Source organism: Mesorhizobium sp. 43Arga, from assembly GCF_053714255.1.
In genome coordinates, this window is record NZ_JBSKBO010000006.1 from 318,449 (window position 1) to 334,074 (window position 15,626).

Sequence of the window (15,626 nt, forward strand, 5' to 3'; positions counted from 1 at the left end):
CAAACGCGAAAAAGCCGCCTGTCCGTCTTCACGACAAGGAATGTCAGAACCCACCATCGATCCGCCACCGCGAGACGTGCGAGAGGCGCCGACACCATATCCAAACGCGATGAGGAATCATAACGTTTCCGAGCGCTCCCCGCGCTGACTTCGTCGGCACACCGATTGAATGTTTGCGTCTCGACACTTTCTCCGTTTCCAGGCGAATACGAGCGCATCTTTCCTGAGCTCTCTGCGCTCGATTGGCGAGATCGATACCCCATCCGATCCGCCAACCTCTAGGGCTTCTTACGAATATGTATTCCAGCGGAAATGCGCGGGAAACATAAATGCCTCATTGCTTCTGGGAAATTGGAGTCATTTCCATCAACAGGATCGCCGAAACCTTCTGGATTGCGTGCGCCGTGTTCCAGGCGTGGCACTTGCGGTCATCGCGGTGCCGATCGTTGCGATCGTTTGCTTTTTGGCGCTCGCGCTTCCTAAGGCGATGCGGACGGTTCAATGGTACCGGTATTGCGACGGTGTCGTTTCTTCCTCCACTCGGACAGGCCCGGCTGATGGGCCCTGTGTTCCCCCGGCCATTGAGACGACCTACACCGTTGTTGGGCGATCGTAGCCCTGCGCGGTGTTCCAACGATGGCCGCTGCCGCAATTCGTGCCGGGTCCGTTTGGGACACCGCCACCTCGAACTGGCATCCCCGGGGGTATCGTCCGCAACAGAAGGCAACAATGAATGTTTGATGAAAAAGCCCAGGGATCGCACGCAATACCGTTGGCTCCGCAGATTGACAGATGCGGCGGAAACGATGGCCTCGCTTTCCAAGGCACACCTTGCTGGCATCCGGAACCACCACATCCCTCGGTCGTTGAGACTATCGATGATATAGGCGCCATTGGTCTGCACAACTTTATTGCGCAACAATTTTCGATGCCGGAGGGCATGTGCGGGCATGCAGCCGGGGCAGTCATGGGTCTGATAAATCACCTGCCCAACAGGCGCGCCATCGAACGATTGGACATCGACGAGCAGGATGACGTGCTTGAAATAGGGTTTGGGCCGGGTTGGGCGCTCAAGAAAATGGCCAAACTTGCGCACGCCGGTACGATCACAGGGGTGGATCGGTCGCCGACCATGCTTCGTCAGGCCCAAATGCGAAATCGAGCCGCAATTCAGGACGGGAAGCTGAAACTAATCCAAGGCACCTTCGAGCGGCTGCCAGTGGAAAGCGGCTCAATGGACAAGCTTCTAGCCGTCAACGTGATTTACTTCTGCTCGCCGACCGGAACCGCGCTGTCGGAAGCCCGCAGGGTTCTGCGTCCAGGCGGAACAATGTCGATCTATGCGACAGATCGCTCTTCAATGAAGAGGTTGCAATTCATTGGTCCCGAAACCAGGCAAACGTTTGATCTAAAAGGACTTGGGGATTTCCTCTGCGGGAGCGCATTTGCGTCGGATGAGATCGATATTCAAATGATTTGGTTGCCATTCGGCTTTCGCGGCCTGGTGGCGCGACTGTCCAAGCGGTGAGGAGGTTTACGGTGTCCCGCGCGCCAACCGACCATCTTCGAAGCACCTGCGTGGCCGCTGCCAACCGCGACGAAGATTGCCACCACTACTGGGCCCACGAACGCGCGGACCCCATCGGCAACGCCAATCAGTGCCAACCAGTTCTGGATCGAGGGTTAAGCGGCAGCCGGAGGATGCATCGGCAAGGAGCCACCCTCACCAAGCCCGGCGGCCTAGGCTGCGCTTTTCTGCGGAGGGCAAATGCCGAATAGCGCCCAAGTGCGACTGCTTCTAGCCGGCGCTTTCGCAGCCACTATCGTCGGGGTTGGGTACTATGTCCTCGGCGAACGGGAATCGGACCAGCAGGGAAAAGAAGCGACGTTGCAACACTTGGTGGACAAGACACTACGGCAAGGGTGCCTTGATGACTTGAACGCCACGCTCTCCATTCCTCCAAGTCAGCCATATGAAGTCGCGAACTGCCTCCGAATGGGGTATTTGAGTGAAGCCGAGGTGAAACGCCGGGAGGATTACCTTGGCATTCCGCTGCGCTAGAAGCGGCAATTTTGGTCCAGGAGTCCGATAACAAATGAATGCCGCTATGCCGATCCTAGGAACACCATCGACTTGTTCAGATGCTGACGTGAAGCAGGCGAACGATGCCAAATAGGATCGTAATGATCATTCGTCATGCCGAAAAGCCGATCCCAATGGGGCCGGATGTCGGGGTCACCGAGCAGGGCGAAAGTGATCCCGCGTCACTGACGGTGCGCGGCTGGCAACGCGCGGGAGGCCTTTGCCGACTATTTTACGAACCGCCTCCACCTCTGGGCAGACCTGCATCGATTGTTGCGTCTGGCACGATAAAAAGAGACGATTCCGGCAGTCGGAGCAAGCGGCCTAGCCAGACCATCACTCCACTGGCAAGGCGGCTTGGCCTCGAACCTGATGTCACTCATTCGAAGGGACAAGAGCGGTTCGCGGCGGATGCCATCCGCACTGCCCAATCACCGGTCTTGGTCAGCTGGCAACACGAGTCCATTCCCGTTCTGGCAGCTGCGCTGGTCGGCGGCACAGGGATCGCTCCAGAACTTTGGCCCGATGATGACTTCGACAGCATCTGGGTGCTCGAAGCAGACGAGGCGGACCTCTGGTCGTTCTCGCACGAACGTCAAGCTCTCTTGGACGGTGATGACGCCGTCAATTAAGTTGAGGGTCTGCTTGGAGACAAAACGGCAGCTTCTAAGCCTATGAACAAGTAACCCGACAGACCGCTTGCCGCCCATTGCAGTCATTCTGGAACATGGCTCCGAAGGGTCGCGGATGTTCACAAGAAGATGTTCGGTTAGCTAAAATCGACTTCATGGCATCAGGGGACCATACGGAAAAATGCGGGAAGATTTCTGATCTTGGCCCACGAAAAACTCTATAGAATCAACAATTTTAACACGCCCCGGGCCCACAAATTTCATGTGGAATAATCAGCGTTCAGCCCAGCGCAGGGAGTGGGTAGCAGGACGCCGAGGTGTCGATATTGTGCGAGGATCGTGCCCCGGGTCCGACACTCGCCTGCGGTCTGTCAGCTCGCTGAGAATGTGCTACATAGTGTGATACCTATTGTGATACAAATTTTACCTTTTTACCGAAAAAGTATAATGAAAACAACGTCTTGGTGAGGGTATCGATCCCAGCCAACTGAACCACGAGAAGTTCTTCACGCGCATTAAACCGCAACCTGCGGGATCGGGGCGATGTGACGAGAAGACCTACTAGGTTCGTGGTTTCGCCCGTAATCGTTTGACACGCTCGCGCACCTCGGCGAGTCGTTCCTCCTTGGCCTGAAGATCTCGCATCGCACGTTCCAGGTGATCATAGAGCGGAAGCCATGCCTCGCGTTTGTCGCCAAGCGCAACAATGATCTCTGCAACACGGTCAAGCGCGCGCCCGATCCGTTCCACAGTAAGCGGGCGAGGGGTGGCTGAGTACCGCCTCATGACATCGCTCTCTTATTGGCCTGTGGGTTTGACCTTCCCTATTGCAAATTGCCTCATGAGGAAAGCGCAAGGCCCTGCCTAATCTTCTCCAATACCATAAGTTTTTGACGGTTCCCTGGGGGGCACCTGCCGACGCAAGGACCGATCTCTCCGGCCCGGTTGAGGCCTGCATGGTCATGAACAAGGGAGATCCTAGGCGTGATGGTGTTCACGGACCTTTCATAATCACCTGAGGGATGTGTCACCGCTGGCGGCTCTCGCTCTATGCCGCCCGACCATCAAATGGCTAGAACGGCACCTGGTGTTTAGTGGCAAGCTGATCATCCCGGCCCGGGCCGGAGAGCTCGGCGACCAACGCCGTCAGCTACACCAATCCCTGGGACATGCTCCGGCGTGAGGCGGGCGGCTGTCATGCGTCCCAGCGAAAACCATGGGTGAGTACCGTGTCTTGAAGACGGAAAAAATCGAACCTCTTGGGGTGGAGGACGCCGAAGTCCCGGGCTTTGATGCGCGACCGCTCATGCTGTCAGCGTCAGAGCTTGCAAATCGCGGCACTTTACACAAAACTTGACCATCGAGGCCAATCATCCGGTGGATGTTGGTTTAGCCAATTCAAATTGAATGAGGATGGCAGCCGATGTTTGCAGTCATACGCGCTCATTTTACAGCCACTCCAGTGAGCGACGTCTGGTCCGACGCCGAAATGCGGAACTGGCTTGACCCTACAATACCCTACAGCGTCGCCCACTATTGGTCTCAAACATCTTTCTCGCAAATCGATTTAAGTTATCAGCTGTTGCCGATACTTCAGCTTGCTGACCCACGCAATGATCCGAATTTCGGCACGACGCCCCGGCAAAGGCTAGTGAATGCTGTCCTCGCCGGGGCGACTAACGAGTGGGACCCAGATTGGTCCACTTTCGCCCACGTCGTTATCTGGTTTCCTGCTGCGGTAGATCTTCACGGTGGCGGCAGCTATAGCGTCAAACGCAAGGACGGCACCGGCGAACGAAGCATAGTCGTTGCGGTCGTCAACAAGGGTGCACGGTTCGACACGATCTGTCAGGAGTTTGGGCACAATTTCGGATTTCAGCATGAACGAAATAAAGCGGGAGGCGAATACGGCAGTCCCTATTCAACGATGAGTTCCTCTGTATTCCCCGATAACGCCTTCGAGCGCCCTGCCTCTCCACAGCTTCCGGCAGGTCTTGCGCCTTTCGACGGCAACCCTCCGCCTACGACGGATGTTATGCGCATAGCCGGTCCGTATGTTACCCCCCTACAGTTCTTCGTAAATCGGACCGGAGACTTCGTGCATGCCGATTCGGTTGAAGAGCTCCCGGCCACATTCCAAGATGCTCACGTCAATGTATACCTCCGAGCGCTCGACGTAGGAGTAACGTCTTGGCCAACACGTCGTAAGGTCTTGGCAGTCGTTCCGCCCGCATACGGGGACGCAAATGGATATGGAATCGAAATTCGCAGACCGCGCGAGTACGACCAAGGTCTCAACGCGTCTCCAGCGCCCGGTATTTCAGGTGTCGCAGGCGCCGTGATTCATTCTTTTGATCCTTCCACCAAACTCATTACCTATGTTGGTTGCATACCGTTTGCTAGCCTTGAAGGTGATCGAGACTATCGGATCGGAAATTTGGTCATCCGACTCAACAATTTCAACGACGACTCCGATTTTGCGAGCGTTACTGTTGGCGGGGCTAAATTGGGCGAAGCCACGATTCAGTTCGCAGCGGCGCAGATCTCGTCAACCGTTACTTACACGACAGATTGGGAGTGGGTGTATGCGACTCCGTGCACAATGTTTCCTGAAAGCTCATACTCCCAGCGCAGCCACCTAAAGTCCACCAAAGTCGTCCTGGCGGCTCTCTCTGAGGGGTATGAAGAGCCGGGATACGTTTGGACAATTAACGACGTGGCAGTTGACCCTGCGCAGACCAGTATGGAAGTTTCGGTCAATGTGCGGTCCGGCGATCCAGGTCTAGGCAGGCAGTTTCGAAGTGAAAGCATCACCGTAAAGTATCGAATTATAGATAACCGCCTGGAGTTAGAATCCGATGCGCCGTATTCGGAGTTCAGCCTGAGTGTGTCTGCAACGGTGAGCGAAACGCTAACCGCCGCTGCCGCGTCCACCCCCGCTCGGTCCGTATCAACAGACGTTACATTCCACAATACAGAGATTGAATGGTCACTGTCCTACCTCGAAAAAATGGTCCGGTGCTGGCGCGAGCACATCTACCAGTGGACCCCCGAGGACATGTTCGGCATTCCCACGGGCAACGGTGCCGTTGCCGTCAAAATACGCCAGTTCCAACAGCTCCACGACCACCTACTGGGGACGAACCCTGAACTCGCGGAAACTCTCACGAGAGAAGTCCTAAAACTGGGAAACATTACTAGGGATGATCTTTTTGCCCAGCCTGGCCCCTAAGAAGCGGGACAGAGTTCTGCGAAATGACAGCCGATCTTTCGGAACTCCGAAGCGCTCGTCTCATCGTTCGCAGGCCAACGCCCCAAGATGTGGACACGCGACTAGCGCTTGGACGGCATCGCGAGATCGTTGAAGCTTACGGTGGGACATTCGACCCAAACGCAACCTTTACCCGAGACGGAGCCGAAGCCGCCATTCGCTTCATCGAACAACTGCACTGTGCCTGGGTGATCGATGCAGGTTGCTTTGTCATGTCCGCCTCCACCGTATAGACTGGCAGGACAATAGGGCGCCATTGGCATCGACGACCCAGCATATCTCGGCAAGGGATATGGTGCCGAAGCGATCAGGCTCGTCCTCGGTTATGCCTTCGGTCGTGGCCCGCGTCGCCTGTCCCTGAGGGTGTTATCGAGCAATTCCCGCGCTATCGTCGTCTCTGCGCCTCATGCATATCGGACGTTGCGATCAGCCTCTTCGTTTCCTGAAGCGGACCTTGCCGCTGGACACGACGCAAATTGCCGGCACGCTCTCTTTTTCGCTGGCGATCGATGGGACCACCGAAACTTAACCGCTGCCTGTTTAGACGAGCACCCAACGCGGTACCCCCGGGACGCCGAAGTCGCATTCGAGTGCTTGCCGGTCCCACTTCGCGGTCTCCGCTGCGGCAGCGTAGGTCGATTGCAGAAGCTTCATGAGGTCGCCCTCCGGATCGGCGCTCGTCCGCACGACCTCATATGGCAGCAGGAACTCGCCCAGGGAACGCTCGAAGCGGCCGCGCTCGGCGCGACGGGCCGGTCGGCGAATCCGTCGGGTACTGGATAGGCGTAGGAATAGAACATCGGCTCGCCCACGCCTCCTGCCCCGGGCCAGAACCCGGCCGAGGATACCTCGTGGCTGTACGCCTCCTGCGTAACCGCATCGGGAAGGGCCCAGTACCCCGCCCGGGTGGAGCGGCCGCTTTCCGATGAGAGAACCTAGTCACGGCAAGATCGAAGGATCCCCAGAAAAGGTGCACCGGCGAAACCTTGCCGAGGAATCCGGTCCGGAACCGACCGAACACCCGGTCGATCCGCACCAGCGCCTCGTGGAAGCGCTGTACTGCCGCTCCGTCATAGGGCCGGGGCGCATTATCCTGCGCAAAGGGCATGGCATCGGGGATCTCGTTCGGAGCGCCGTGAATGTCCATTCGCCCGCCAAGCCGCTCGACCAGCGCGGCAGTCCAGGAAATCAGCAACACTCATCGCCTCCAAGGGGAAAATCTCGCGGGCATCCCGCGTCTCCCCGACCAGAACATGGTTCCGAAGATCGAATCTCAAGGAATTGGCCGTCTCCCCGTCGGGCACCATCCCCGTCGTCAGGCCGCGCGGCGTAACGTAGAGCGTGGCGCTCGTGCGCGAGGCGATACTTGCCGACGATCTGCGTCCAAAGATGCAGCGCGGTATAGGTCTCAGCCCAGTCGGCGTAGGGGGCCAGGCGGTCTCGCTGTGCTGGTCATCCGACCGGCTCCATTGTGCTGGCGTTTCTTCACCGTTCCGAACCTTGGTAAGCAGGTGCTATCAGCACGCACGTCGAGTATGTTTGCTTGATTGATGACGTTTTGAGTCTTTTGATAGCTCATCACCGATCAAGACTTGCCGATTTTCAGGGCGGCTGTACCGCCTTCAGCGGCAGAACTTTGGCGGCGGCTGTTCTTCACAGCCCAGTCAAGCGCGAAGTCTGCGACTTCCTCCCAGCCCGGCTGAATACAGGTCCAGTGGGCGCGGTTGGGATAGATCTTGAGCTCGGTGTTCGACGGCGCCTGCTTCTGTTTCTTGAACATGGCTTTGGTCATCTTGGCCTCGGCAATGAGGTCGATGCCGCCGCCGATGAGAAGCAGAGGTGCGCGATTGGGGTTGTCCCAGCGGATTTTGCCTGCGGCCGAGACCAGACCGTCCCAGTAGATTTTCCCAGGCGTGGGGACAATGTAGCGGTCATACATGGCATCGACCTGGGCTGGTGGCACGATCTGTGCGAAACGGGTGCTGAAGAACCTGCGCGACATGGTCATGACCCGCCGCCAGCTTCCCCAGGAAAAGAACACGGGGAAGGTCGACTTGATGGTCTGCCACCCGACCAGCACGCCAGAAGTCGGCGCGGGGTCAATGACAACGCCGGCCACGCCGAGCCCACGGTCAAGCAGGTGCTGCGTAACGGTGCCTCCGAACGAGTGCCCGATCAGGATTGGCGACTCGGGCAGCGCGCGGATGAGGCGATCGTAGTGATTGATGAGTTCGTTAATGCCGACCTTGGCAAGAGCGGGATTTGGGGACGCACGTAGCTCGTCCGGAGAACGGTCGTCGAGCGGCCACGACGGAGCGACAACCGCATAGCCCTTGGCCTCATAGCGGGCCTTGAAGCCTTCCCAACTGTGGGCGTTCAGCCAGGCGCCATGAATCAGCATGATGGTCTTGGACATTGGTCGCTCCGTTGGTTCTGCCTGGTAACCGTGAGGCGTCCGGTGCGCAGCGCCATCACCAATCGGGCTGGGCCGTCTGTCGGTGCCACACGTCTGTGCTCCACGTTTGCCGATCGACCAGCGTGCCGACCGGATTCATATGGAGAACAGTATGTCGAGAGCGCGCGTGCAGTCGACTGCATCAAGGCCGTGGACGACCGACACCGCAGTATAGGATTGATCGTGATCTTACGCGTCCGGCGTACCGCCGAGATGCAAGAGGCACTGCCGTTGTTGCCTGCTCGAGCGGTGTCTTGCGACGCTTGCGCCAGATCACCCGTGCCTGCAACGGCGTCTGCCATGGACCTTCGCACTGCCTTACCGATACTTCCGTTTGATAGTCGCGCATGCCAACGGCGGCGCAATCTCCGCAGACGCCGGGTGGCTGTCCTTGGAAGCATTTGCCAACCCACGGGGTCAGCGGCGGAGGCGGTCGATATGACCGTGGGAAAGGCGATAAACAGGAGACGAACATGAACGTAAACATGAGCCTGGACGACATTTCACACTCCGGCCGACCTGGGTCCGACGAACTCGTTCCGTCGCGCTACGCGCTGAAGGTCGGCGAGATTGACGTGCTGGTTGTCAGCGACGGGATCCTGCCAATTCCATCCCCGACCATCGCATACAACGTCGACCCGGCCGTCCGGTCAGCCTGGCTGGAGGACGAGTTCCTGTCTCCGGAGATGCTCGAGTGGCCGCTGAACGTGGTCGTGGTGCGCAGCGGCGACCAGACCATACTCGTCGATGCTGGCCTGGGCGCGGACCCGGACTTGCACCTGCCGCGGGCTGGGCAGTTGATCCATCGACTGAAGGCTGCCGGCATCGATCTCGGGTCAGTGACCGATGTGGTGCTGACCCATATGCACATGGACCATATTGGCGGGCTGCTCATCGACGGAGTGAAGGACCAACTGCGTCCGGACCTGCGGATTCACGTGGCAGCAGCTGAGCTCAAGTTTTGGGAGTCGCCCGATTTCTCCCGCGTCTCCATGCCGGAAGGGTTCCCGGACGCGCTTCGGCGGGCTGCCAAGCGGTTCGCGAACGAGTACCGCAGCCAGCTGCGTCCGTTCGATCAGGAGTACGAATTGGCGCCAGGCGTAGTCGTCCAACGCACCGGCGGCCATACCCCTGGGCACAGCGTGGTCCGCCTGGCGTCAGGCGGCGATCGGCTGACATTCGCCGGGGATCTCGTGTTTCAGGTCGGATTCGATCATCCCGACTGGCACAACGGCTTCGAACACGACCCCGAGGAGGCGGCACGCGTCCGCGTCAGTCTCATGCGGCAGCTCGCGGCGAACCGCGAGCCGTTGGTGGCTACCCACCTGCCGTTCCCCTCGGTCTGCCATGTGGCGGTGGACGGCGACGCCTTTCGTTGCGTGCCGGCCGTCTGGGACTACTGACCGCTTGTTGAGTTAGGGCCGAAAGGAGCTACAGGGCCATGATCGTCTGTTCGTGCAACGTATTGAGCGATCAGGATGTCCGCTTCGCCGTCGAGGCGGAGCGGACGTGCTCGATCAGCCAAATCTATCGCTGTCTCGGCTGCAGCCCCAAGTGCGGCCGTTGCGTGCGCACGATCCGCTGCCTCATGGACGAGGCGCTCGGCGGAGCGTGCGCCGCATCCTGCAACGGCTGCGCGCGGTCCTCGCAACCCTGACCCGGCCGGCGCCGGCCGGCCTTCCGGGAGCAACGCTGCAGAAATGGAGCAACCCATGACAGACCCCGCCCCCCGCATCGACTTCGCCAACCTGCCCGCGCCAGGCGAGGGCATTCTGGTGACGTTGTTCATCACCGTGCGCAAGGTCGCCCGGTCCCGGGACTTCTACTCGCGCGTGTTAGGAGGCGCCGTCGTCCTGGACGAGAACCCGTGCATGGTCAAGCTGTCCAATTCGTGGATCATCATGAACCCCGGCGGGCCGCCCACCGGCGACAAGCCGGGCATCTCGGTGGTCGACTACCAGCCCGGTAACACCACCTCGATCTTCCTGAACTTGCGGGTCGCTGACATCCAGGCCTGCTACGAGGAATGGAAGGCAAAGGGGGCGGAGTTTGTCACGCCGCCCATCGATCGTGGAGCGGAGATTCGCTGCTACATGCGTGACCCGGACGGCTACCTCATCGAGGTCGGCCAGTCCACCGGCCTGCCGCACGGCAAGCTCGCCGCAAAGCGTCCGGAGGACCTCTCTGGCTGAACTCTGTCACCGGCCGGCAATTCCGGTCGGCAACCCACCACCTGCCAATCTGGCGCACTTTCGACAAACCCATGAACAGCAAGATGACGAAAGGACACAGACAATGAACGTGATCACGAAAATGGACGGCATTCGGCAGACCCGACGAGTTGGTTCCCTCGCGCTATGCCGTGCCGGTCGGCGACATTGATGTCCTGGTGATCAGCGACGGGGTGGTAGCGCCCCTAGCCGAGTCAATGGCCACCAACGCCGACCCGGCCGTCCGGGGGGGCTGGCTGGACGACATGTTCCTGTCGCGGGACTCGTTCGATTGGGCGCTGAACGAGGTCGTGGTGCGCAGCGGCGGCAAGGTCATCCTCATCGACAGTGGAATAGGAGGGGAGGTTCCGGACTTCCCGCGGGCCGGGCAGTTTGGACATCGACTGGCGGCCGTCGGCGTCGAGCTCGCGTCCGTGACAGACGTGGTGCTGACCCACATGCACTTTGATCACGTCGGCGGGTTGCTGGTCGACGGGGTGAAGGAACAGATGCGCCCGGACCTGCGGATTCACTTGGCCGCCGCCGAGGCCAAGTTCTGGCAGTCACCCGATTTCTCCCGCACCGCCATGGGGCCGATGCTCTGGGACGTGGCTCGCCGGTCTGCCAAGCACTTCCTGAACGAGTATCACAGCCAGCTACGGCCGTTCGAGGCTGACTACGAGGTGGCGCCAGGCGTGGGTCGTCCAACGCACCGGCGGCCACACCCCCGGGCACAGCGTGGTCCGCATAACGTCCGGCGGTGACCGGTTGATGTTCGCCGGCGACGCGATATTCCCGATCTCGTTTGACCACCCCGAATGGCACAACGGTTTCGAACACGACCCCGAGGAGGCGACCCGCGTTCGGCTCCGTCTAATGCGGGAGCTGGCGGAGACCGGCGCGTGGTTGGTGTCCACGCACATGCCGTTTCCGTCCATCGGCCGCGTGGCGGCCGTCGGCAACCTCTTCCGTTGGGTGCCGGCCTGGTGGGACTACTGACCGCGCGCTAGGTCCGAACGAGCCGCGATACGATCGCCGTCGAGAACCATCGCGCCATGATCATCTGGTCATGCAATGTGTTAGCGATCAGGGATGTCCGCTCCGTGGTCGAGGCGGAGCGGACGTGCTCGGTCAGTCGGGTCTGTGGCTGTCTCGGCTGCAGGCCCAGGTGCGGCCGTTGCGTGCGCTGTCGCCTCGTAGGCTCGCGGCTTTGACGACATGGATCACGGGCGCTGTCGCACTGCAAAGTGCGCGCGGGTTCGATTCGGGTGAGCGCCACCGCCTTTCCCCGCGCTCGGAAAACCTGCGATATTTTCTATGGGCGTGATGACCTGTCTCCCTCCGACAATGAGCTGTGGGGAACGGGAAAGTCTGACCCGAAGCCGACCCACGTTGCACGACGCAAACGGCAGCTTGCGCCTCATCCTGGTCGAGGAGTTTTGGCGTTGGCCGAAAGCTGTCTTCCGCTCACCTCGCTGCTGAATGCGGTCTCTCCTGACCGCATGTCGGCTTGGCTAGCACATGAGACGGTGTCTCCTCGCTGACTAGGGTCCCCAATCTACGGACGCATCTATCCTAGACCTTAGCATCGCATGACAGATGCTTCCGTTCGATAGTCTGGGCCTGCAGCTCCGGTGCATCGTCGGGAGCAGAAGACAGCTGATGCCCACTAGGCCATCGGCTCGATCAGACAAATCAACTCTGAAACACGAGCGAGGAGGTTCGTCATGAAGATCGTGGTCATTGGTGGTACCGGGCTGATCGGCTCGAAAACAGTCCAGCGGCTGCGCAGGAAGGGACATGAAGTACTTGCCGCGTCACCGAACGGTGGTGTCAACACGATTACCGGCGAAGGCGTAGCCGAAGCGCTCGCCGGAGCGCAGACCGTCGTCGACCTGGCGAATTCGCCCTCCTTCGAGGACAAGGCAGTGCTGGAGTTCTTCGAGACCTCCGGTCGGAATTTGCTCGCAGCAGAAAAGGTGGCGGGCGTGAAGCACCACATCGCACTTTCGATCGTGGGGGCCGAGCGTCTGCCTGACAGCGGCTATATGCGCGCCAAGATGGCTCAGGAAAAGCTCATCCGAGGTTCCGGCATCCCCTACACCATCGTCCACTCGACGCAGTTTTTCGAGTTTCTGGGCGGCATCGCCCAGTCAGGAACGGTCGGGGACACCACAACAGTTTCGAGTGCCTATTTTCAGCCAATCGCGTCTGACGACGTCGCGGACATCATGACCGATGTTGCGCTCTCGCCGCCGGTCAACGGCGTGATAGAGATCGCAGGCCCGGAACCGATCCGCATGAGTGAGATGGTTGCGCGGTTTCTGAAAGCCACGAACGATCCGCGCAAGGTAACCGCGGATCCTCAAGCGCTATATTTCGGCACGCAGCTGAACGACCGCTCGCTCGTGCCAGGCGACCATCCGCGCATCGGTACAACTCGCTTCGAAGACTGGTTCAGCCACGCCCCGCTCCAGCGGCACTGATACGCGGCTCGCATGTCGTCGATGCTTCGGTCCTCAAGTTAAATTCCGAGCATCACAATATTCTGAAAAATAAGAAAGAAGAAAATCAGATGACGTACCATGTTAAAGAGCAGGCGATGACAAATGGAATTACCGGCTTTTACGTCTACAACGACGAAAAGTACGTCGCTGGACCGTGGATCGAAGACTGGGAAGCTGAGCATTTCATCGAGACTCTGGCTGAAGGCCGCTACATGGCAAAAGCCGACCGTGCGGCCGTCATGCGCGGCCGCCGGAGCAACGGCAAATTGGTAATGCGCGATCAGCACGAACATCAGCCGCGCAATGTCGGCGACATCGAAGACGATTTGGTCCGCCGTGCGTCCCGCCGCGATGTCCTGTTGGGGGTCTTTGGCGCCACGGTTGCGGCGAGCCTGTCCCGAACCGCCCCCACTCAGGCGCGGGAACACCAAATTCCTTCATCTTCCAAGGCAAGCAAGGGAACAACGACCATGGGCATGATCAACTCCAGTGACGGCACCGAAATCTATTACAAAGACTGGGGCTCCAAGGATGCCCAACCGATCGTTTTCCACCACGGGTGGCCTCTGAGCGGCGACGATTGGGATACCCAGATGCTCTATTTCCTCGACAAGGGCTACCGCGTCGTCGCCCATGACCGGCGCGGCCATGGCCGCTCGGCACAGGTGAGCGAAGGTCACGACATGGATCACTACGCCGCTGATGCCGCGGCCGTGTTCGAACATCTCGACCTGAAAAATGCCATTCATGTCGGTCACTCCACCGGTGGCGGCGAAGCTGCTCACTATGTCGCGCGGCACGGTCAGCATCAGAACCGTGTCGCCAAGCTCGTGCTGATCGGCGCCGTGCCGCCGATCATGGTGAAGACGCCTGCGAACCCAGGCGGCCTGCCAATCGAAGTTTTTGACGGCTTGCGCAAGGCGCTCGCCGACAATCGGGCTCAGTTCTATCTCGATTTCTCGGGTGGTCCTTTTTACGGGTTTAACCGGCCGGGCGCGAAGCCAATTCCGGGCGTAGTTCAAAATTGGTGGCGGCAGGCGATGATGGGCAGCGCCAAGGCACAATATCAGGGCATCAAGGCCTTTTCAGAAACCGATTTCACCGAGGATCTAAAGGCCATCACCGTGCCGACGCTCGTGATGCATGGCGACGACGACCAGATCGTTCCGATCGCCGACTCGGCACTGCTCTCGGCAAAGATCCTGAAGAACGGGACGCTCAAGGTCTACGAGAAATTCCCGCACGGCATGTGCACGACCCATGCCGACACGGTGAATCCGGACCTCCTCGCCTTCATCAGGTCATAGGCTCGCGCCGCGTCCCCCCGGCAAGAGCCCGATCGCCGGCCGCCCCTCCCATCGGCCGGCGATCCCCCTTTCACAAACAGGAGCCAAGACAATGATCAGAACGATCCTCTTCGTCGCTGCCGTCGCAGCCATCTCCGCAACCGGCGCCCTGGCTGACGATTCGCATGGCGCCAAGGCCACGCTGGTCTACGACAAGCCGCTGCCCAACGTGCCAGGCAAGAGCATCAAGGGCGTGCTCGTCGAATACGGGCCTGGCGGAAGTTCCCAGGCGCATACTCATGCAAAATCGGCCTTCATCTATGCCACGGTCCTCGAAGGAACAATCAACACTCAGGTCAATTACGGCCCGGTGAAGACATATCGGGCCGGCGAGAACTTTTCCGAGTCTCCGGGTGATCATCACACCTTCGAGGAGAATGCCAGCAAGACGGAGCGCGCGCGCATGCTTGCCGTATTCGTCGTCGACACGAACGATACGAATCTAACGACATTCGACAAGTGAACTCGACGAAGGAAAGGCGATCTCTTGGAGGACTTTGATGCAAATCGAACAACTCAACGCGATGACGAAGGCTCGCTTGGTGGTGATCGGCGCCAATGCGGCGGTGCAAGCCGCCGCTCTTTCGCTTTCGAAGCCCGGTATTGGCCTTGTCGTTGTGTGTGACGACGATGGAGCGGCGGCAGGCGTTCTAAGCAAATCCGACCTCATCCGCCACCTTACCGGCCCGGGATCGCCGGCGCCGCTGGCCTCGGCCCTCATGACCAGCTCAATCGTGTCATGCGGTCCGCAGGATGATCTCCACACCGTCTACCAGACCATGGCTTCGCGAAGCCTGCAAAACCTCCCTGTGCTCGACGTCGGCGCAAAGCCTCTCGGCATATTGGATATACGCGATGCGATGAGAGCTCTTTTCCGTGAAGAACAGGTGGAGGAGCAAATGCTCTTCAACTACGTCACGGGCGTTGGATATCGCTAGCGATCGCCGCGCAGTATTCAACGCTTAGTGTCCGAGAGGTTGCCCGAGCGCGCGTGTTGGCGCAGTCGGCGTGTCCTGTCGTAGGTGCGGTGCCTTGCCTAGTTATCACCAAGTAATCGATCGGCCACCAGCTGATCGTTTCAAAGATTTTCTCGTACGAAGAAGCGTGTCATCACGTGGGATT

General features: G+C 59.5%; 11 protein-coding genes and 4 pseudogenes. 11 read left to right on the forward strand and 4 right to left on the reverse strand.

Features of this window, described 5'->3' with window-relative positions:
* The first annotated feature begins 733 nt into the window (after positions 1-733).
* The 4 genes from ACWGS8_RS22310 to ACWGS8_RS22325 all read left to right on the forward strand — a co-directional run bounded on the left by ACWGS8_RS22310 (position 734) and on the right by ACWGS8_RS22325 (position 5,947).
* Positions 734-1,528 carry a class I SAM-dependent methyltransferase gene (locus tag ACWGS8_RS22310; RefSeq protein WP_454582919.1) on the forward strand — a complete coding sequence of 265 codons (795 nt, stop codon included), beginning with the start codon at positions 734-736 and terminating at the stop codon, positions 1,526-1,528.
* Positions 1,529-1,768: 240 nt separating this feature from the next.
* The gene (locus tag ACWGS8_RS22315) at positions 1,769-2,062 is read left to right on the forward strand and encodes a hypothetical protein (RefSeq protein ID WP_454582920.1); all 294 of its coding nucleotides are present in this window, start codon (positions 1,769-1,771) and stop codon (positions 2,060-2,062) included.
* Between the two features lie 104 nt (positions 2,063-2,166).
* Positions 2,167-2,715, forward strand: a complete 549-nt coding sequence (locus ACWGS8_RS22320; protein WP_454582921.1) for a histidine phosphatase family protein — start codon at positions 2,167-2,169, stop codon at positions 2,713-2,715.
* Between the two features lie 1,423 nt (positions 2,716-4,138).
* Positions 4,139-5,947, forward strand: coding sequence for a hypothetical protein (locus tag ACWGS8_RS22325; protein ID WP_454582922.1), 1,809 nt, complete (start codon positions 4,139-4,141; stop codon positions 5,945-5,947).
* A 579-nt stretch (positions 5,948-6,526) separates the two neighbouring features.
* Here ACWGS8_RS22325 and ACWGS8_RS22330 read toward each other — a convergent pair.
* From ACWGS8_RS22330 to ACWGS8_RS22345, 4 genes and pseudogenes are all read right to left on the reverse strand, one after another.
* Positions 6,527-6,825 (reverse strand): annotated as a pseudogene (locus ACWGS8_RS22330) (DUF5996 family protein); the annotation flags it as partial.
* Between the two features lie 122 nt (positions 6,826-6,947).
* Positions 6,948-7,133: pseudogene (locus tag ACWGS8_RS22335) on the reverse strand (DUF5996 family protein); the annotation flags it as partial.
* Positions 7,075-7,420, reverse strand: a pseudogene (locus tag ACWGS8_RS22340) (DUF5996 family protein). The pseudogenes ACWGS8_RS22335 and ACWGS8_RS22340, both read right to left, overlap by 59 nt.
* Before the next feature lie 151 nt (positions 7,421-7,571).
* Entirely contained in the window at positions 7,572-8,402 is an 831-nt protein-coding gene (locus tag ACWGS8_RS22345) for an alpha/beta hydrolase (protein WP_454582923.1), read from the reverse strand.
* 512 nt (positions 8,403-8,914) lie between these two features.
* Here ACWGS8_RS22345 and ACWGS8_RS22350 point away from each other — a divergent pair.
* The 7 genes and pseudogenes from ACWGS8_RS22350 to ACWGS8_RS22380 all read left to right on the forward strand — a co-directional run bounded on the left by ACWGS8_RS22350 (position 8,915) and on the right by ACWGS8_RS22380 (position 15,442).
* Positions 8,915-9,844, forward strand: coding sequence for an MBL fold metallo-hydrolase (locus ACWGS8_RS22350; RefSeq protein ID WP_454582924.1), 930 nt, complete (start codon positions 8,915-8,917; stop codon positions 9,842-9,844).
* A 309-nt stretch (positions 9,845-10,153) separates the two neighbouring features.
* Entirely contained in the window at positions 10,154-10,633 is a 480-nt protein-coding gene (locus ACWGS8_RS22355; protein WP_454582925.1) for a VOC family protein, read from the forward strand.
* 149 nt (positions 10,634-10,782) lie between these two features.
* A pseudogene (locus ACWGS8_RS22360) lies at positions 10,783-11,650 on the forward strand (MBL fold metallo-hydrolase).
* Between the two features lie 728 nt (positions 11,651-12,378).
* Positions 12,379-13,137 (forward strand): SDR family oxidoreductase, encoded by a 759-nt coding sequence (locus tag ACWGS8_RS22365; protein WP_454582926.1) that lies wholly within the window; start codon positions 12,379-12,381, stop codon positions 13,135-13,137.
* Positions 13,138-13,628: 491 nt separating this feature from the next.
* Positions 13,629-14,465, forward strand: a complete 837-nt coding sequence (locus tag ACWGS8_RS22370) for an alpha/beta fold hydrolase (protein WP_454583045.1) — start codon at positions 13,629-13,631, stop codon at positions 14,463-14,465.
* A 91-nt stretch (positions 14,466-14,556) separates the two neighbouring features.
* Entirely contained in the window at positions 14,557-14,967 is a 411-nt protein-coding gene (locus tag ACWGS8_RS22375) for a cupin domain-containing protein (RefSeq protein ID WP_454582927.1), read from the forward strand.
* A gap of 37 nt (positions 14,968-15,004) precedes the next feature.
* Positions 15,005-15,442, forward strand: coding sequence for a CBS domain-containing protein (locus ACWGS8_RS22380; RefSeq protein ID WP_454582928.1), 438 nt, complete (start codon positions 15,005-15,007; stop codon positions 15,440-15,442).
* Positions 15,443-15,626 lie beyond the last annotated feature (184 nt).